A 15,996-nucleotide genomic window follows, 5' to 3' on the forward strand; every position below is an offset into this window, starting at 1 on the left:
CAGCGCATATAAAGGCCCAAAACCGCTGGCCGCGTCCCAGCGAAGGAGACGACATGAACCCGCATGCGCCCGTTTCACTGGAGGCGATCAACAGCAAGGTCATGCGCCGGCTGTTGCCGTTTCTGTTGCTGATGTACGTCCTCGCGTTTCTCGATCGCGCCAATATCGGTTTCGCGCAGAAGGCGTTGCAGCACGATACGGGTTTGTCGAACGCGGCGTTCGCATTCGGCGCGGGGGTGTTTTTCGTCGGCTATGCGCTGTTCGAGGTGCCGAGCAATCTTCTGCTGCACCGGGTCGGCGCGCGAGCGTGGATGTGCCGCATCATGGTGACGTGGGGGCTCGTGTCGGCGGCGATGTGTCTCGCGCATACGCCCACCGCGTTCTATACGCTGCGCTTTCTGCTCGGCGTGGCCGAAGCGGGTTTCTTTCCCGGCGTGATCTATTACCTGACGCACTGGTTTCCGCAAGCGGCGCGTGCTCGCGCTGTCGGCCTCTTTTATTTCGGTGCGCCGCTCGCGTTCATTTTCGGCAGTCCGTTGTCGGGTTCGTTGCTCGAATTGCACGGCGCCCTGGGCCTGACCGGCTGGCAGTGGCTCTTTCTGGTCGAAGGCGTATTGGCCTCGCTGGTCGGCGTGTGGGCGTTCTGGTATCTCGACAACCGCCCGGAAGACGCGCGTTGGCTCGACGCACGGGAACGCACGAGTTTGCGCAACGCGCTCGACGAAGATGCGCGCGCCGCGTCGGCGCACGGTCCGCATCGCATTCTCGCCGCGCTGGTGGACCGCCGCGTGTTATTGCTGTCCGCGATCTATCTGCTGATCCAGATGAGCGTGTACGGCGTGATCTTCTATCTGCCGCAACAGGTGGCCGCGTTGCTCGGCACGACGGTCGGCTTGCGGGTCGGCGTCGTCGCCGCATTGCCGTGGCTGTGCGCGCTCGCCGTCACCTGGTACGTGCCGCGCCGCGCGGATCGCACGGGCGGTCATCGGCGCTGGGCAGTCGCGCTGCTGATCGTCGCGGGGCTCGGCATCGGCGTGTCGGGGCTCGCGCCTAACCCGTCGATCGGACTCATCGCGCTGTGCTGCGCGGCAAGCGGTTTCATCGCGGCGCAACCGCTGTTCTGGACGTTCCCCACGCGCTATCTCACCGGCGCCGCGGCGGCAGGCGGCATCGCGTTGATCAATTCGCTCGGCAGCCTCGGCGGTTTCATTGCACCGAGCTTGCGTACCGCGGCCGAAAGGGCGTTTGCGTCGACCTCGGCGGGACTCGTCGTGCTGGGCGTGTCGAGTCTGCTGGCCGCGCTGCTGATCGGCACGCTGCTGCGCCGCGACGGCGCACCGGCGAGCGGCGCTTTCCAACACTTACTGCACCGCGCCCGCTAGGCGTATTTCGGGTTGCACGTTCGACGCATCAATCACGGAGCCCCTTTCATGGCCATGCCCACTATCCGGCACGTGCGTGCCTTCATCGTCCGCGGCGGCGGTGCGGACTATCACGACCAACCCGGCGGACACTGGATCGACGATCACATTGCCACGCCAATGGCGCGTTACCCCGAGTATCGCCAGAGCCGCCAGTCGTTCGGCATCAACGTGCTCGGCACGCTCGTCGTGGAGATCGAGGCGAGCGACGGCACGGTCGGCTTCGCGGTGACGACGGGCGGCGAGATCGGCGCGTTCATCGTCGAGAAGCATCTCGCGCGTTTTCTCGAAGGGCAACTCGTTACCGACATCGAGAAGATGTGGGATCAGATGTACTTCTCCACGTTGTACTACGGCCGCAAGGGCGTGGTGCTGAATACGATTTCGGGCGTGGACCTCGCGCTGTGGGATCTGCTCGCGAAGGTGCGCAAGGAGCCGGTGTATCAACTGCTGGGCGGACCGGTGCGCGACGAACTCGTGTTCTATGCGACCGGCGCGCGGCCCGATCTTGCGAAGGAGATGGGCTTCATCGGCGGCAAGCTGCCGTTGCAGCATGGTCCCGCTGAAGGCGAAGCAGGGCTCAGGCAGAACATCGAGAAGCTGGCGGAGATGCGCAGCCGCGTCGGCGACGACTTCTGGCTGATGGTCGACTGCTGGATGAGCCTCGACGTGCCGTATGCGACGCGTCTCGCGCAAGCGGCGCACGAATACGGCCTGAAGTGGATCGAGGAATGCCTGCCGCCCGACGACTACTGGGGTTACGCCGAACTGCGCCGCAAGGTGCCGCGCGGCATGATGGTATCCACCGGCGAACACGAGGCGACGCGCTGGGGTTTTCGCATGCTGCTGGAAATGCAATGCTGCGATCTGATTCAGCCCGACGTGGGCTGGTGCGGCGGCATCACCGAGTTGATCAAGATTTCCGCGCTGGCCGATGCGCATAATGTGATGGTGGTGCCGCACGGTTCGTCGGTGTATAGCTATCATTTCGTCGTCACGCGGCACAACTCGCCGTTCGCCGAGTTTCTGATGATGGCGCCGAAAGCCGATCAGGTCGTGCCGATGTTCACGCCGCTGCTGCTCGACGAACCGGTGCCCGTGAATGGACGAATGAAGGTGCCGGACACGCCGGGCTTCGGCGTGAGACTCAATCCCGAATGCAAGCTGGTGCGGCCGTACCCGCGTTGAACGCGGCGCGGCGCACTCGCGCACCATGGATCCAGGCAAAGGAGAGTGACGTGCTGCTCAAGGACAAGGTCGTGATCGTCACCGGCGGCTCGCGGGGCATCGGCCGCGCGATCGCCGTCGCGTGCGCGGCGGAAGGCGCGGACGTGGCGATCAACTACTGGGGCGACAACGACGCATCGTATGGGCGCCGTTCCGCCGTCTCGGAAGTGGTCGGCGAAATCGAGGCGCTGGGGCGGCGCGCGATTGCGATCGAAGGCAACGTGGCCGTGCGCGAAACCGGTCGGGAGCTCGTGCGCCATACGGTCGAAGCGTTCGGCAAGGTGGACGTGCTCGCGAGCAACGCCGGTATTTGTCCGTTTCACGCCTTTCTCGACATGCCGCCGGAAGTGTTGGAGTCGACGGTGGCGGTCAATCTGAACGGCGCTTTCTATGTCACGCAGGCGGCCGCCCAGCAGATGAAGGCGCAGGGCACGGGCGGCGCGATCGTGGCGACGAGTTCGATCAGCGCGCTAGTCGGCGGCGGCATGCAGACGCATTACACGCCCACCAAGGCGGGCGTGCATTCGCTGATGCAATCGTGCGCGGTCGCGTTGGGGCCCTACGGCATTCGCTGCAATTCGGTGATGCCGGGCACCATCGCCACCGACCTGAACGCGGAAGACCTCGCCGACGAAGCGAAAAAAGCCTACTTCGAAAAGCGCATTCCGCTCGGCCGCCTGGGCCGCCCGGAAGACGTCGCCGATTGCGTGGTGTTTCTCGCCTCCGACCGCGCGCGCTATGTGACGGGCGCGGCCTTGCTGGTGGACGGCGGCCTGTTCGTCAACCTGCAATGACGCTGAAATAACGTTGAAATAACGCGCGATGCCGAATTCAATGAGTCGTAGCCGGCGCGCTGGCGGGGGCCGCCGCGGACGGCGCGGAATCGTCGCGTGCGAGCTTGCGCGAGAAGCCGCGCAACAGGTCGATGAAACGCAGCGCCGGTTGGGCGAGGGGTTCTTCCTTGCGCGTGAGAATGCCGAAGCCGGAGAGGCTCTTGCCGATTTCGAGCGGCAATGCGACCAGCAATTTGCCGCGCACATGATCGCGCACGACCGACTCCGGCAGCATCGCCACCGCATCGTAGTTTTCAAGCAATTGCAGCGTCGCGAAGATCGACGCGCATTCGGTCAGGTTCACCGGCGTCGCGAGTCCCGCGCGCGCGAGTTCTTCTTCGAACAACACGCGCGCCGGGCTCGTAACCGGTTGCGCCACCCACGGCCAGTCGATCAGTTCGCGCAGCGTGACGCGCGTGCGCTGCGCGAGCGGATGCACCGAACGCACGACGAGCAGCAAGGTTTCGCGCGCGAGCGGCTCGAAACTGAAATCGTTGTGCTGCAGCGGACTGGTCAGCCGTCCGAGCGCGAGGTCGACCTCGCGGCGATGCAGCAATTGCACGACCTGGTCGCTGGTTTCGCCGAGAATGCGCACGTTGAGCAAGGGGCTTTCGGTTTTCAGCGCGGCAACCGCCATCGCGAGCAGATCGGGCGCGGCGCCCATGATCGCGCCGACGGTCAACTGTCCATGGCCGCCGCGGCGCTTCACGTCGAGGTCTTCGGCGAAACGGGTCAACTCGGCGAGCGCGCGCCGCGCGTAGGCCAATGTGACCACGCCGAGCGGCGTGGGCGTCATGCCGCGCGCGTTGCGCTCGAACAGCAGGAAGCCGAACGCTTCCTCGATGTCGCCGAGCATGCGGCTCGCGCTGGGCTGCGCGACGTTGACCGCTTCGGCGGCTTGATGGAGATTGCGGGCGTCGTCGAGCGCGACGAGCAGGGCGAGGTGCTTGAACTTGAGCCGATTGACGAGGGCGACGGTGGCTGCGTGTTGGCTCATGGTTCCGGTGCGATTCGGTTTGTGGATCGCCCAATCCCAACAACGGATTGAGATGCTATCGACGCAGGAATTATAGTCGCATCGGGTGCTTGCACGTTTCGGCGGGAAGATGCCCGCCTTCGAGGGAAGACAGGCATGGAAACAATCGCTTTCCGCATGGTGCTCAACCCCGGCATGCGCGAGGAATACGAACGACGCCACGCGCAAATCTGGCCCGAACTGGTTGACGCGTTGCACAACGCCGGCGTGCGCGAGTACCGGATTTTCTTCGACGCGGAGTCGAATCATCTCTTCGCCATTCTCACGCGCACCACGAATCACACGATGAACGAGTTGCCGCAACTCGACGTGATGCGCAAATGGTGGGAGTACATGGCCGAGATCATGCAGGCCGCGCCGGACCATACACCGCTTCAACAGCCGCTCGAACCGGTCTTCCGTTTGAGTTCAATGAATTGACGTTGCTGACTTGCCAACGCAAGGCTAACGCAAGGCCAATGCAAGGCCAATGCAGGGCCAACAACACGGCGGAGAGTGTCGCATGCAGGTTGTCGATTCGCATATCCATCTGTGGGATCTGAAGACGCATCGCTATCCGTGGCTGGAAAACCCCGGCGTGTCGTTCGTCGGCGACGCGCGCGCGTTGAAGCACGACTATCTGCTCGACGACCTGCTCGGCGAGGCGGGCGATATCGAGGTGCTGAAACTGGTGCACGTCGAGGCGAATCACGATCCCGCCGATCCGGTCGAGGAGACCCGCTGGTTGCAGTCCATCGCGGATCGCAAGGAATCGCGCGGCATGCCGAATGCGATCGTGGCCGCCGTGGATCTCTCGGCGGCGAACGCGCCCGCCGTGCTCGAAGCGCACGCGTCGTTCGCCAACACGCGCGGCATACGGCAGATACTGAACGTGCACGAGAACAGGCTGTTCGATTACGTCGGCCGTCATTTCATGCGCGAGCCGCAATGGCGCGAGCACTTCGCCTTGCTGCGCCGATACGGCATGTCGTTCGATCTGCAACTCTATCCGTCGCAAATGGAAGAAGCCGCCGCGCTGGCGCGCGCGCACGGCGACACGCTGTTCATCGTCAATCATGCGGGCATGTTCGTGGATCGCGGCAGCGTGGCCGGTTATCGCGCGTGGCGCGACGGCATGCGCCTGCTGGCCGGCTGTCGGAACATCGCGGTGAAAATCAGCGGGCTTGCGATGTTCGATCATCGATGGACTGTCGAAAGCCTGCGGCCTTACGTGCTTGAAACGATCGACACGTTCGGCGTCGAGCGCGCGATGTTCGCGTCGAATTTCCCCGTCGATCGTCTGTTCGGCTCTTACACGGATCTATGGCACGCCTATGCGGCGATCGTCGAGGGTGCGAGCGTCGCCGAGAAAGAAGCGCTGTTTTGCCGTAATGCGGAGCGCTTCTACCGCATCTGAGGCCGCACGAAAACCGCATTAAAACCGCAGCAAGCGAATAGAAGCCAAAAAGAAAGGAGACAAGCAGTGCAGCAACCCCTATCCGCCGTGCCCAGGCTCGAACTGCGGCACGCGAGTAAATCATTCGGCCGGGTCCGCGCGTTGTCGGACGGCGACCTCGCGCTATGGCCGGGCGAAGTGCATGCGCTGCTCGGCGAAAACGGCGCGGGCAAATCGACGCTCGTCAAGATTCTCGCGGGCGTGCATCAGCCGGATAGCGGCGAGCTGCTGGTGGACGGCGTGGCGCGCCGTTTCGCGACGCCCGCCGAGGCGCGCGACGCGGGTCTTGCGGTGATCTACCAGGAGCCGACGCTGTTCTTCGATCTGTCGATCGCGGAGAACATTTTCATGGGACGGCAGCCGGTCGATCGGATCGGCCGCATTCGATACGACGCGATGCGCCGCGAGGTCGACGGTTTGCTGGCGTCGCTCGGCGTGGATCTGCGCGCGGATCAACTGGTGCGCGGCTTGTCGATTGCCGATCAGCAGGTGATCGAAATCGCCAAGGCCTTGTCGCTGAACGCCAACGTGCTGATCATGGACGAGCCCACCGCCGCGCTCTCGTTGCCCGAAGTGGAACGGCTCTTCGCGATCGTGCGCAAGCTGCGCGAGCGCGATGTGGCGATTCTCTTCATCACGCACAGGCTCGACGAAGTCTTCGCGCTGACGCAGCGCGTCACGATCATGCGCGACGGCGCAAAGGTGTTCGACGGCTTCACCGCCGATCTCACCACCGAGGCAATCGTCACGAAGATGGTGGGGCGCGATCTGGAGACGTTCTATCCGAAAGCCGATCTGCCGCCGGGCGACGTGCGCCTGTCGGTGCGCGGCCTCACGCGCGTGGGCGTCTTCAAGGACATTTCCTTCGACGTGCGCGCCGGCGAGATCGTCGCGCTGGCCGGTCTGGTGGGCGCGGGGCGCAGCGAAGTCGCGCGGGCGATCTTCGGCATCGATCCGCTCGATTCGGGCGAGATCTGGATCGGCGGCCAGCCACTCAAGGCGGGCAGTCCGGCCGCGGCGGTGCGCGCCGGCCTCGCGCTGGTGCCGGAAGATCGTCGGCAGCAGGGGCTCGCGCTGGAACTGAGCATCGCGCGCAATGCGTCGATGACGGTGCTCGGCCGGCTCGTCAAACATGGCCTCATCTCCACGCGCAGCGAGACGCAACTCGCGAATCAATGGGGCACGCGCTTGCGTCTGAAAGCGGGCGACCCCGACGCGCCGGTCGGCACGCTGTCGGGCGGCAATCAGCAGAAGGTGGTGCTCGGCAAGTGGCTCGCAACCGGGCCGAAAGTGCTGATCATCGACGAACCCACGCGCGGCATCGACGTCGGCGCGAAGGCCGAGGTGTATGGCGCGCTGGCCGAACTGGTGCGCGAGGGCATGGCCGTGCTGATGATTTCGAGTGAATTGCCCGAAGTGCTCGGCATGGCCGACCGCGTGCTGGTGATGCACGAAGGGCGAATCAGCGCGGAGATAGCGCGCGCCGAAGCCGACGAGGAACGCATCATGGGCGCCGCGCTCGGCCAACCGGTTCCACCGTTGGGGCACGCCGCATGATGCGCCATTCATCGACTCATCCCGCGCCCGTGCAGGCGCCGGTGGCAAAGCGCTCAACCAACGCGCCGGGCGGCTTCGTTGCGGGCGTCGCGAAGAGCCGCGAAACGACCCTCTTCGTCGTGCTGATTCTGCTGATCGTGGGCACGGCGCTCGCAAAACCGCAGTTCCTCAATCTGCAGAATCTGCGCGACGTGCTGCTCAACGTGTCGATCATCAGCCTGTTGACGGCCGGCATGACGGTGGTGATCCTGATGCGGCACATCGATCTCTCGGTGGGTTCGACGGTCGGCGTCAGCGCGTATGCGGTCGGCAGTCTGTACGTCGCGTTTCCGCATATGCCGGTGCTGGTCGCATTGGCCGCCGGACTCGCGATCGGCCTCGTGGCCGGCGGCATCAATGCGCTGCTGGTGGCGGTGGGGCGCGTGCCCTCGCTGGTGGCGACGCTCTCCACGCTATACATCTTTCGCGGCGCGGACTACGCGTGGGTGCACGGCGGGCAGATCAACGCCACCAGTCTGCCCGAGTCGTTCTCCGGTCTCGCGACCGGCACGTGGCTCGGCATTCCGACGCTCGCGCTGATCGCGCTCGTCGTGCTGGCCGGCCTCGCCGTGTACCTCAAGCAGTTTCGCGGCGGCCGCGAACACTATGCGATCGGCTCCAATCCCGAGGCCGCGCGACTCGCCGGCGTGAACGTCGAGCGCCGCGTGATGGCGGGATTTCTGCTCTCCGGCGCGATTGCCGGCTTCGCGGGCGCGCTGTGGCTCGCGCGTTTCGGCACCGTCGACGCGAGCACCGCGAAAGGCATCGAACTGCAGGTGGTCGCGGCGGCGGTGGTCGGCAGCGTGGCGATTACCGGCGGGGTCGGCACGATACTCGGTGCGACGCTCGGCGCGCTGGTGCTGGGCGTGATCAGCATCGCGCTCGTCGTGCTGCACGTGTCGCCATTCTGGGAGCAGGCCATCGAGGGCGCGCTGATCGTCGCGGCGATCACCGCCGATACCTTGCTGGCCCGCTCCGTCGCCAAACGCATGATGAGGAAACGCGATCATGGCTAAACCGGATTCCGCGCTGCTCACGCGCAAACGCGAAACGCCGCTGCAATGGGAAGTCTTGCTGGTGATCGTGCTGATGTTGTCGCTCGGACTCGGGCGGTGGTTGTCGCCGGTGTTTCTCACCGGCGCGAATCTGGGCAACGTATTGGCCGACCTGACCGAGATCGCGTTGATGGCGCTGCCGATGACGCTCATCATCGTCGCCGCGGAAATCGATCTTTCGGTGGCGTCGGTATTGGGCGCGTCCAGCGCGTTGATGGGCGTGCTATGGCACATGGGCCTGCCCATGCCGCTCGTGATCGCGCTGGTGCTGATTGCCGGCGCGCTGGCCGGCTGGCTGAACGGCCTCGTGATCGTGAAGCTCAGTCTGCCTTCGCTCGCGGTCACGATCGGCACGCTCGCGCTGTTTCGCGGCCTCGCTTACGTGCTGCTCGGCGACCAGGCGGTCGCGGACCTCCCGCCTGGCTATACGGCCTTCGGCATGGAAACGCTCGGCTCGACCTTCATACCGTTGCCGTTCGTGATCGTGATCGTCGGCGCGGTGTTGTTCACGGTGCTGCTGCAAGCCACCGCGTTCGGCCGCAGTCTCTATGCGATCGGCGCGAATCCCACGGCAGCGGCGTTTTCCGGCATCGAAGTGGCGAGGATCAGGCTGCGCCTGTTCGTGCTGTCCGGCGCGATGAGCGCGTTGGCGGGCGTCGTCTATACGCTGCGTTTCACCAGCGCGCGTGGCGACAACGGCGAGGGCTTCGAGTTGTCGGTGATCGCGGCGGTGCTGTTCGGCGGCGTGAGCATTTTCGGCGGACGCGGCTCGATGATCGGCGTGCTGTTGTCGCTGCTGATCATCGGCGTGCTGAAAAATGCGCTCACGCTCGACGACGTATCGAGCGAAACGCTGACGATCGTCACCGGCGCGCTGCTGCTGGCCTCGGTGCTGATTCCCAATCTGGTCGCCCGCTGGCGCGCGGCGCGCGACCGGCGTTTCATCGCGAAGTCCGCTTCCTTATAACGTCAGATCGACAACCCGGACACCACCACGTCCAACAACAAGGCAGGAGACACTTCATGTTCAAACCTCTACGTCACACCGGCACGGCCGCGCTTTGCGTGGCGCTCGTGGCGATCAGTTGCGCAGCCTCGGCCGCCGGCCTGAAAAACGGCCTGAAGATCGCGTTCGTGCCGAAGCAGATCAACAATCCCTACGAAGTAATAGCCGACGACGGCGGCATGGCCGCGATCAAGGAGTTCGGCGGCGTGGGCAAGGTGGTGGGTCCGTCGGACGCGGGCGCGTCGTCGCAGGTGCAATACATCAATACGCTCATCACGCAGCGCCAGGACGCGATCGTGATCGCCGCCAACGACGCCAACGCGGTGGTGCCGTATCTGAAGAAAGCGATGTCGCAAGGCATCAAGGTCGTGACCTTCGATTCGGACACCGCGCCCGAGGGCCGGCAATTGTTCGTCAATCAGGCGAATGCGGAGGGCATCGGCCGCGGGCAGATTCAGCTCGTGTCGAAGCTGATCGGCGGCGAGGGCGAGTTCGCGGTGCTGTCGGCCACGCCCAACGCAACCAATCAGAACACGTGGATCAAGTGGATGCAGGAGGAGTTGAAGAAGCCCGAGTATTCGAAGATCAAGCTCGTGAAAATCGCCTACGGCAACGACGACGATCAGAAGTCGTTCGTCGAAACGCAAGGCTTGTTGCAGGCGTATCCGAACCTGAAGGCGATCGTCGCGCCGACCACGGTCGGCATCGCGGCGGCGGCGCGCTATATCTCGTCGTCGTCGAGCAAGGGCAAGGTGGCGGTGACGGGCCTGGGCACGCCGAACCAGATGCGCGCGTTCGTCAAGAACGGCACGGTCAAGGCGTTCCAGTTGTGGGACCCGAACCAGCTCGGCTATCTGGCCGGCTATGCGGCGGCGAGCCTCGCTTCCGGCGCGATCACGGGTAAGGAGGGCGAGTCGTTCGACGCGGGCAAGCTCGGCAAGCGCACGATTGGCCCGCAAGGCGAAATCATTCTCGGACCGCCGACCACGTTCGATTCGAGCAATATCGACAACTTCAACTTCTGAGCGGCAACGTGCGCCGCGCGCGACGTCATGAGCTGCGCGCGGCGCCATGAAACGGGCGAGGCGCGTCGGGCGATGAACCGCCCGCGCGCCTCGTTCTGTTTCCAAGCGTCGAACCGCCTTAGAAACGGTGCTGAAGACCCGCCGTGACACCCGCTTGCGTATCCGCCGCGCCGGTCAGATCGCGCGACAGGCTAACCGCGTTGTCATGCTTCGCCATTGCATAGCCGCCCGCCAGATACAGCACGGTGCGCTTCGAGAGCGCGTACTGCGCGCGCAGCGAGAACAGCGTCGGATCGGCGTCGCTGCCGTCCTTGATGTTCTGATGATAGACCGCGGCAAACAGCGAGAAGAACGGCGTCACCTCGTATTGGCCGCCGAGCCAGTACATGTCGCTGCGCAAGGTCGGCGTGGCGGTGTGGAACGTGCGGCGGTAGTTGCGATATCCGGCCATCGCCTTGACCGGCCCGAAGTCGTAGCTCAAGCCCGCATGAATGCCTTGAATGTAGTTCGTGGTATCCGCGGGGGTCACGCTGTCGTTCGCGCCGTTCTGCCTGTCGAAGGTGACGACGGCGGCGAACGGACCGGTCTCGTAGCCGAGCGCGAAGTCGTATTTGGAACTCGACTTCATGCTGCCCGGCACGTTGCCGAAGCCGTACATCGCGCCGAACTTGAAGCCGGAGAACGTGCCGTCGTAACGCACGGCGTTGGACGAGCGCGAGAACAAACCGTCTTTACGCCCACCCGTCGCGGTGGATGAGCTTGCCCACGAGTAGTTCGGCGCGTAACCCATCGGGTCGAACTGCAACATGTAGTCGTAGGTGGTCGTGAAATTGCGGCCGAGCGTGATCTGCCCGAAGCGGTTTTTCAGGCCGATCGTCGCGCGGCGGTCGAAGATCGCGCCGCCGCTGTCGTCGAACTGGCCGTTGGCGATGTTGATGCCGCTCTCCAACTGGAACACCGCCTTCAGTCCGCCGCCGAGGTCCTCGACACCGCGCAGGCCCCAGCGCGAGGTGTTCTTGCCGCCCGACACGAGGCGCGTCGCGCTGCCGTCCGCACTCGCATGATTCACATATTCGATGCCCGCATCGACGATCCCATACAAAGTCACGCTAGATTGCGCCTGCGCGCTCGCCGCGAAACCGGCGAGTCCCATGCACGTTGCGCCGAGGGTTGCTTTCTTCATGCTCCACTTCATCAAGAGTCTCCTGTGGTTGATTTTGTTTGCTTCGGTTGGGGCGCTGCCGCCCGCGTTTCAACTGGCTTGCGCGAAGGCCCAGCAGTCGTTGGCGGGGAATTCGATCCAGTGACGGCCGGCGGCGCGCGGCACCGGGCCGAACGCGCGCAGGCGCAGGGCGCCGCAATGGAACAGGTATTCCCAGCGGTCGCCGAGATACATCGAAGTGATGAGTTCGGCTTCGAGCCGGTTCGCGCCCGGACCGTCGGCGACCTGCACGCGTTCGAGGCGAATCACGGCCTGGGCGTTCTGCCCGGCGGTGAGCGCTTCGCGGGCTTGGGCCTGCAATTGCCAGCCGTCGCCGGCGAGGGTCACGCGCTCGCCGTCCACCGAGGCGACGCGCGCGTCGATGCGGTTGTTGCTGCCCATGAACTCCGCCGTGTAAAGCGAGCGGGGCGAGCCGTACAGTTCGGCGGGCGTGCCTTCCTGTTCGATGCGGCCGTTGCGCAATAGCAGGATGCGGTCGGACATCGCCATCGCCTCGGTCTGGTCGTGCGTGACGCACAACGCGGACAAACCCAGCGATACGATCAGTTCGCGCAACCAGGCGCGCGCTTCCTCGCGCAGCTTGGCGTCGAGATTCGACAGCGGCTCGTCGAGCAGAATCACCGGCGGGTTGTAGACCAGCGCGCGGGCGATCGCGACGCGCTGCTGCTGTCCGCCCGAAAGCTGATACGGATAGCGCGCGGCGAGGTGGCCGAGGCCGAGCTGATCGAGCGCGCCCTGCACGCGCTTTTTCTGCTCGGCGCCCGATACGCGCCGCAGCTTCAATCCGTAGCCGACGTTGTCCGCCACCGTGCGATGCGGCCACAGCGCATACGACTGGAACACGAGACCGAGCGAGCGCTGCTCGACCGGCAGATCGACCTTCGCCGCGCCGTCGAAGAAAGCCTTGCCGTCCAGCTCGATGCGGCCCGACGACGGTTGTTCGAGCCCGGCGACCGCGCGCAGCAGCGTGGTCTTGCCGCTGCCCGATGCGCCCAGCAGGCACACCACTTCGCCGGGGTTCAGTTGGAACGACACGCCCTTCAGGATCGGGTTGTCGCCATAGCTGAGAAAGAGGTTGTCGACCGAGAGCTTATCCATGCAATTTCACTCCGAAGCGCAGAGCGACGCCGAGTCCGACGCCGACCATCGCGATGTTGATGACAGAAAGCGCCGCGACCTGATCGACCGCGCCGGTCGCCCACAGCGACACCAGCAGCGCGCCGATCACTTCCGTTCCCGGCGAGAGCAGATAGACGGCCGTCGAGTATTCGCGCTCGAAGATCATGAAGATCAGGAGCCACGCCGCGAGCAAACCGAAGCGCACGAGCGGCAGCGTCACGTCGAGACTCACGCGGGCGCGGGTGCCGCCGACGCTGCGTCCCGCTTCCTCGAGTTCCGGGCCGACTTGCAGCAGCGCGCTTTGAATCAGGCGCATGCCATAGGCGAGCCACACCACCGTGTAGGCGATCCAGATGCTCCACATGGAGCTCTTCAGTTCCTTCAAGCCCGGCACGAACAGGAAGATCCACAGGAACGCGAGACCGGCGAGCAGGCCCGGCACCGCGCGCGGCAACAGCACGAGGTAATCGAGCAGGCGCGTGGCCCAGTCGTTGCGGCGATGGCCCGCGAACGCCACCAGCGAATAGAAGCCCACCGCGAGCGCGCCGCCGAACACGCCGATGCCGAGCGTGTTCAGGATCGCGCGCACCAGGTTGTCCTGCTCGAACAGGTCGGTGAAGTTGGCGAGCGTCAGCACTTCGGCGAGCTTCACGCCTTCGCCCCAGTTGGTGACGAACGCGCGCAACGTGATGCCGGAGAGCGGCACGAAGACGGTGAGCATCAGCCACAGCGCGACGATCGCGAGCGCCACCCAGCGCCATGCGCCGAGCGGCAGCACGGTCTGACGCCCGGCCTTGCCCTTGACCGTGACGAAGCGGTTCGCGCTCTTGAGCAGCCGGCGTTGCAACAGCACCAGCGGAAACGTGATCGCGACGATGCATACCGCGACCGCGGCCATCAGGTGATAGGACGGCACGCCGAGCTTGTTGGTGAGCTTGTACAGATACGTGGCCAGCACGAGGTGCCCTTCGGGGTCGCCGAGCACGAGGGGCAGGCCGAACACCTCGAAGCCAAGGAAGAACACCAGCACGCCGGCGAACAGCAGCGCGGGCAGCGTCATCGGCAGGCTCACGTCGAGCGCGACGCGAAACGGCCGCGCGCCGGCGACGCGCGCCGCTTCCTCGACGTCCGAGCCGAGATTGCGCAGCGCCGCCGACGAATACAGGTACACGTGCGGCACATGCGTGAGGCCGACGATGATCGTGATCGCGAGAACGGAGTACACGGTCCAGGGCGCTTCGGCGGTGCCGAACAGCGCCTTCCACCAGACCGAGTAGAAGCCGACCGGGCCGGCCGCGACCACGTAGCCGAACGCGAGCACCATCGGCGAGACGAATACGGGCGTGAGCAGCATCGGTTCGAGCCAGCGGCGGCCGGGCAGGTCGGTGCGCACCATCAGGAACGCGAGAATGCCGCCGAGCGGGATCGAGATGAACAGCATCCCGCCCGCGATGATGAAGGAGTTCTTCAACGCGGACCAGAAATCCGGGTCGCTGAAAATGAACTGGAAGCCGGCGAGGCCGAGCGTGCGGTTGGCGTCGAAGAACGGCGCGTTGAGCACGCTCTGAAACAGGATGAAGCCGAGCGGCAGCGCCACCGCGATGGTGAGCACCGCGACGACGAGCCAGCGCAGCAGTCCCGCGAACGGCTGCAAGCCGCCTCGCGGCAAGGCGCCGATCGGGCCGCCGTCGGCTGCGAGCGGCGCGCTATCGCGGCGTGCGGGTGCGCTAGTGGAAAGCATGAGTGTCCCCCTGCGGCGAATGAAGCCGCATATCGACAGGTAGTGAGAGAAGGCCCGGCGCCCGCGCTTTTCGCGTGGACGCCGTCAGGTCAAGCGAGGTTTAGCGCTTGATCGACTGTTGCCATTGCTTGAGGAATTCAAGCCGTTTGGACTGGTCGAGATAGACCAGCAGGCCCGCGCCGATCGGGATCGGCTTGAGCGAATCGCCGAGCTGTTTCGTCAGACCAGCCATCGACGTTTCGCCTTCCACGTCGGAGCGGATCGAGAACAGGCTCGCCTGATTCGCGAGCAAGGTCTGGCCGCGTTGCGACAGCAGATAATCGACCCACAGCCTGGCGGCGTTCGGGCTTTTCGCCTTCTTCGAGATCGTCACGAGGCGGCTCACCACCAGCGTGTAGTCTTTCGGGTAGACGTAGCCGATCGACGGGTCTTTCTTCGCCTTGGTGAGCGCGTAGGAGCCGAGAATGTTGTAGCCGATCAGGTTTTCACCCGACGAAATACGCTCCATCATCGCGCCGGTGCTCGATTGCAGCTTCGGGCCGGTGGCGCCCATCGCCTTCACCAGATCCCACGTGACTTGCGGATTGACGCGCGCGTCTTGCGTCAGATAGTTGAAGCCGACGCCGGACTTCTCGATGTCGTAGGTCGTGACCTTGCCCTTGAACTGGTTGGGCTTGTTTTGCAGCAGCTTGATGAGGTCGGCGCGCGTTTGCGGCACGTCGCCGGCCGCGAGCAGCCGCTTGTTGTAGACGATCGCGAGCGGCTCATACGTGGTGCCGTAGGCCTGCTTCTGGTACTGCGCCCACTGCGGCAACTGCTTCGCCTCGGGAGAGTCGTAGGTCGCCATCAGGCCGTCGTTGACGAGCTTGACCTGCAGGTCCATCGCGGAGCTCCACAACACGTCGGCGCTCGTGCTGCTGGCCGCGTTTTCGCTGATGAAGCGGTTGTACAGCTCCGTGCTGTTCATGTCGTTGTATTCGACCTTGATGCCGTACAGGCTTTCGAAGTCCTTGATGAGCGGACGCACGAGCGCGGTGTCCGTGACCGAATAGACGATCAGCTTTCCTTCCTTCTTCGCCGCGTCGACGGTGCTCTGATAGTCACCGGGATAACCCGCGGGAAACGCCGCCCACACTGAGTTTGCGGCAAAGGCAACAGCAACTGCGAGGCACTTCAAAGAGATTTTCACGTCTTCCTCCAGAAAACACTGTGTTTGTTTTGTGTGAGCGAATGGTAAGAGACGCGCGCTTTCTGAACGCTTTCAGTTTTTGAAAGAAATG

At 64.6% G+C, this 15,996-nt stretch carries 14 protein-coding genes; 9 read left to right on the forward strand and 5 right to left on the reverse strand.

From position 1 onward, the window contains the following. Positions 1-53 precede the first annotated feature (53 nt). From CUJ90_RS29500 to CUJ90_RS29510, 3 genes are read left to right on the forward strand one after another with little or no spacing between them, the layout of a single operon-like run. On the forward strand, positions 54-1,382 hold the full coding sequence (locus tag CUJ90_RS29500; RefSeq protein ID WP_073432103.1) for an MFS transporter: 1,329 nt from the start codon (positions 54-56) through the stop codon (positions 1,380-1,382). A 48-nt stretch (positions 1,383-1,430) separates the two neighbouring features. After that, on the forward strand, positions 1,431-2,609 hold the full coding sequence (rhmD, locus tag CUJ90_RS29505; RefSeq protein WP_114164474.1) for an L-rhamnonate dehydratase: 1,179 nt from the start codon (positions 1,431-1,433) through the stop codon (positions 2,607-2,609). A gap of 50 nt (positions 2,610-2,659) precedes the next feature. Further along, positions 2,660-3,442, forward strand: coding sequence for an L-rhamnose 1-dehydrogenase Lra1 (locus tag CUJ90_RS29510; RefSeq protein ID WP_114164475.1), 783 nt, complete (start codon positions 2,660-2,662; stop codon positions 3,440-3,442). Between the two features lie 37 nt (positions 3,443-3,479). Here the strand turns inward: CUJ90_RS29510 and CUJ90_RS29515 are convergent, their stop codons facing one another. Then, a complete protein-coding gene (locus CUJ90_RS29515) occupies positions 3,480-4,478 on the reverse strand; it encodes a LysR family transcriptional regulator (protein WP_114164476.1) in 999 nt (332 codons plus the stop codon). A 135-nt stretch (positions 4,479-4,613) separates the two neighbouring features. Here CUJ90_RS29515 and rhaM point away from each other — a divergent pair, with 135 nt between their 5' ends. The 6 genes from rhaM (at position 4,614) to rhaS (ending at position 10,634) form a co-directional block, all read left to right on the forward strand. Further along, entirely contained in the window at positions 4,614-4,937 is a 324-nt protein-coding gene (gene rhaM / locus CUJ90_RS29520; RefSeq protein ID WP_114164477.1) for an L-rhamnose mutarotase, read from the forward strand. A gap of 82 nt (positions 4,938-5,019) precedes the next feature. Continuing rightward, complete coding sequence (locus CUJ90_RS29525; RefSeq protein ID WP_114164478.1) at positions 5,020-5,913, forward strand: amidohydrolase family protein; 894 nt, start codon at positions 5,020-5,022, stop codon at positions 5,911-5,913. Positions 5,914-5,979: 66 nt separating this feature from the next. After that, positions 5,980-7,509, forward strand: coding sequence for a sugar ABC transporter ATP-binding protein (locus tag CUJ90_RS29530; protein WP_114164479.1), 1,530 nt, complete (start codon positions 5,980-5,982; stop codon positions 7,507-7,509). Next, positions 7,506-8,564, forward strand: coding sequence for an ABC transporter permease (locus CUJ90_RS29535; RefSeq protein WP_073432110.1), 1,059 nt, complete (start codon positions 7,506-7,508; stop codon positions 8,562-8,564). Before CUJ90_RS29530 ends, CUJ90_RS29535 begins: the two co-directional genes overlap by 4 nt. Continuing rightward, positions 8,557-9,570 (forward strand): ABC transporter permease, encoded by a 1,014-nt coding sequence (locus CUJ90_RS29540; protein ID WP_114164480.1) that lies wholly within the window; start codon positions 8,557-8,559, stop codon positions 9,568-9,570. Before CUJ90_RS29535 ends, CUJ90_RS29540 begins: the two co-directional genes overlap by 8 nt. Positions 9,571-9,626: 56 nt before the next feature. Beyond that, on the forward strand, positions 9,627-10,634 hold the full coding sequence (rhaS, locus tag CUJ90_RS29545) for a rhamnose ABC transporter substrate-binding protein (RefSeq protein WP_073432112.1): 1,008 nt from the start codon (positions 9,627-9,629) through the stop codon (positions 10,632-10,634). 118 nt (positions 10,635-10,752) lie between these two features. Here rhaS and CUJ90_RS29550 read toward each other — a convergent pair whose 3' ends face one another. The 4 genes from CUJ90_RS29550 to CUJ90_RS29565 form a co-directional block, all read right to left on the reverse strand. Then, on the reverse strand, positions 10,753-11,829 hold the full coding sequence (locus tag CUJ90_RS29550; protein WP_073432113.1) for a porin: 1,077 nt from the start codon (positions 11,827-11,829) through the stop codon (positions 10,753-10,755). A 57-nt stretch (positions 11,830-11,886) separates the two neighbouring features. Continuing rightward, positions 11,887-12,954: an ABC transporter ATP-binding protein gene (locus CUJ90_RS29555; RefSeq protein ID WP_073432114.1), complete on the reverse strand. Its 1,068-nt coding sequence runs from the start codon at positions 12,952-12,954 to the stop codon at positions 11,887-11,889. Then, entirely contained in the window at positions 12,947-14,716 is a 1,770-nt protein-coding gene (locus CUJ90_RS29560; protein ID WP_073432115.1) for an ABC transporter permease, read from the reverse strand. The genes CUJ90_RS29555 and CUJ90_RS29560 overlap by 8 nt, the downstream gene beginning before the upstream one ends. A 100-nt stretch (positions 14,717-14,816) precedes the next feature. Then, complete coding sequence (locus CUJ90_RS29565; protein WP_114164481.1) at positions 14,817-15,905, reverse strand: ABC transporter substrate-binding protein; 1,089 nt, start codon at positions 15,903-15,905, stop codon at positions 14,817-14,819. Between the last annotated feature and the right edge of the window lie 91 nt (positions 15,906-15,996).

Source organism: Paraburkholderia terricola (genome assembly GCF_003330825.1).
In the GTDB taxonomy this organism is placed as follows: Bacteria; Pseudomonadota; Gammaproteobacteria; order Burkholderiales; family Burkholderiaceae; genus Paraburkholderia; species Paraburkholderia terricola.

What these genes read in the sequence shown, in the direction of transcription:
- CUJ90_RS29500 (WP_073432103.1), top strand. Translation starts at nt 54, where the DNA reads ATGAACCCGCATGCGCCCGTTTCACTGGAGGCGATCAACAGCAAGGTC.
- rhmD (WP_114164474.1), top strand. Translation starts at nt 1,431, where the DNA reads ATGGCCATGCCCACTATCCGGCACGTGCGTGCCTTCATCGTCCGCGGC.
- CUJ90_RS29515 (WP_114164476.1), bottom strand. Translation starts at nt 4,478, where the DNA reads ATGAGCCAACACGCAGCCACCGTCGCCCTCGTCAATCGGCTCAAGTTC.
- rhaM (WP_114164477.1), top strand. Translation starts at nt 4,614, where the DNA reads ATGGAAACAATCGCTTTCCGCATGGTGCTCAACCCCGGCATGCGCGAG.
- CUJ90_RS29525 (WP_114164478.1), top strand. Translation starts at nt 5,020, where the DNA reads ATGCAGGTTGTCGATTCGCATATCCATCTGTGGGATCTGAAGACGCAT.
- CUJ90_RS29535 (WP_073432110.1), top strand. Translation starts at nt 7,506, where the DNA reads ATGATGCGCCATTCATCGACTCATCCCGCGCCCGTGCAGGCGCCGGTG.
- CUJ90_RS29540 (WP_114164480.1), top strand. Translation starts at nt 8,557, where the DNA reads ATGGCTAAACCGGATTCCGCGCTGCTCACGCGCAAACGCGAAACGCCG.
- rhaS (WP_073432112.1), top strand. Translation starts at nt 9,627, where the DNA reads ATGTTCAAACCTCTACGTCACACCGGCACGGCCGCGCTTTGCGTGGCG.
- CUJ90_RS29550 (WP_073432113.1), bottom strand. Translation starts at nt 11,829, where the DNA reads ATGAAGTGGAGCATGAAGAAAGCAACCCTCGGCGCAACGTGCATGGGA.
- CUJ90_RS29555 (WP_073432114.1), bottom strand. Translation starts at nt 12,954, where the DNA reads ATGGATAAGCTCTCGGTCGACAACCTCTTTCTCAGCTATGGCGACAAC.
- CUJ90_RS29560 (WP_073432115.1), bottom strand. Translation starts at nt 14,716, where the DNA reads ATGCTTTCCACTAGCGCACCCGCACGCCGCGATAGCGCGCCGCTCGCA.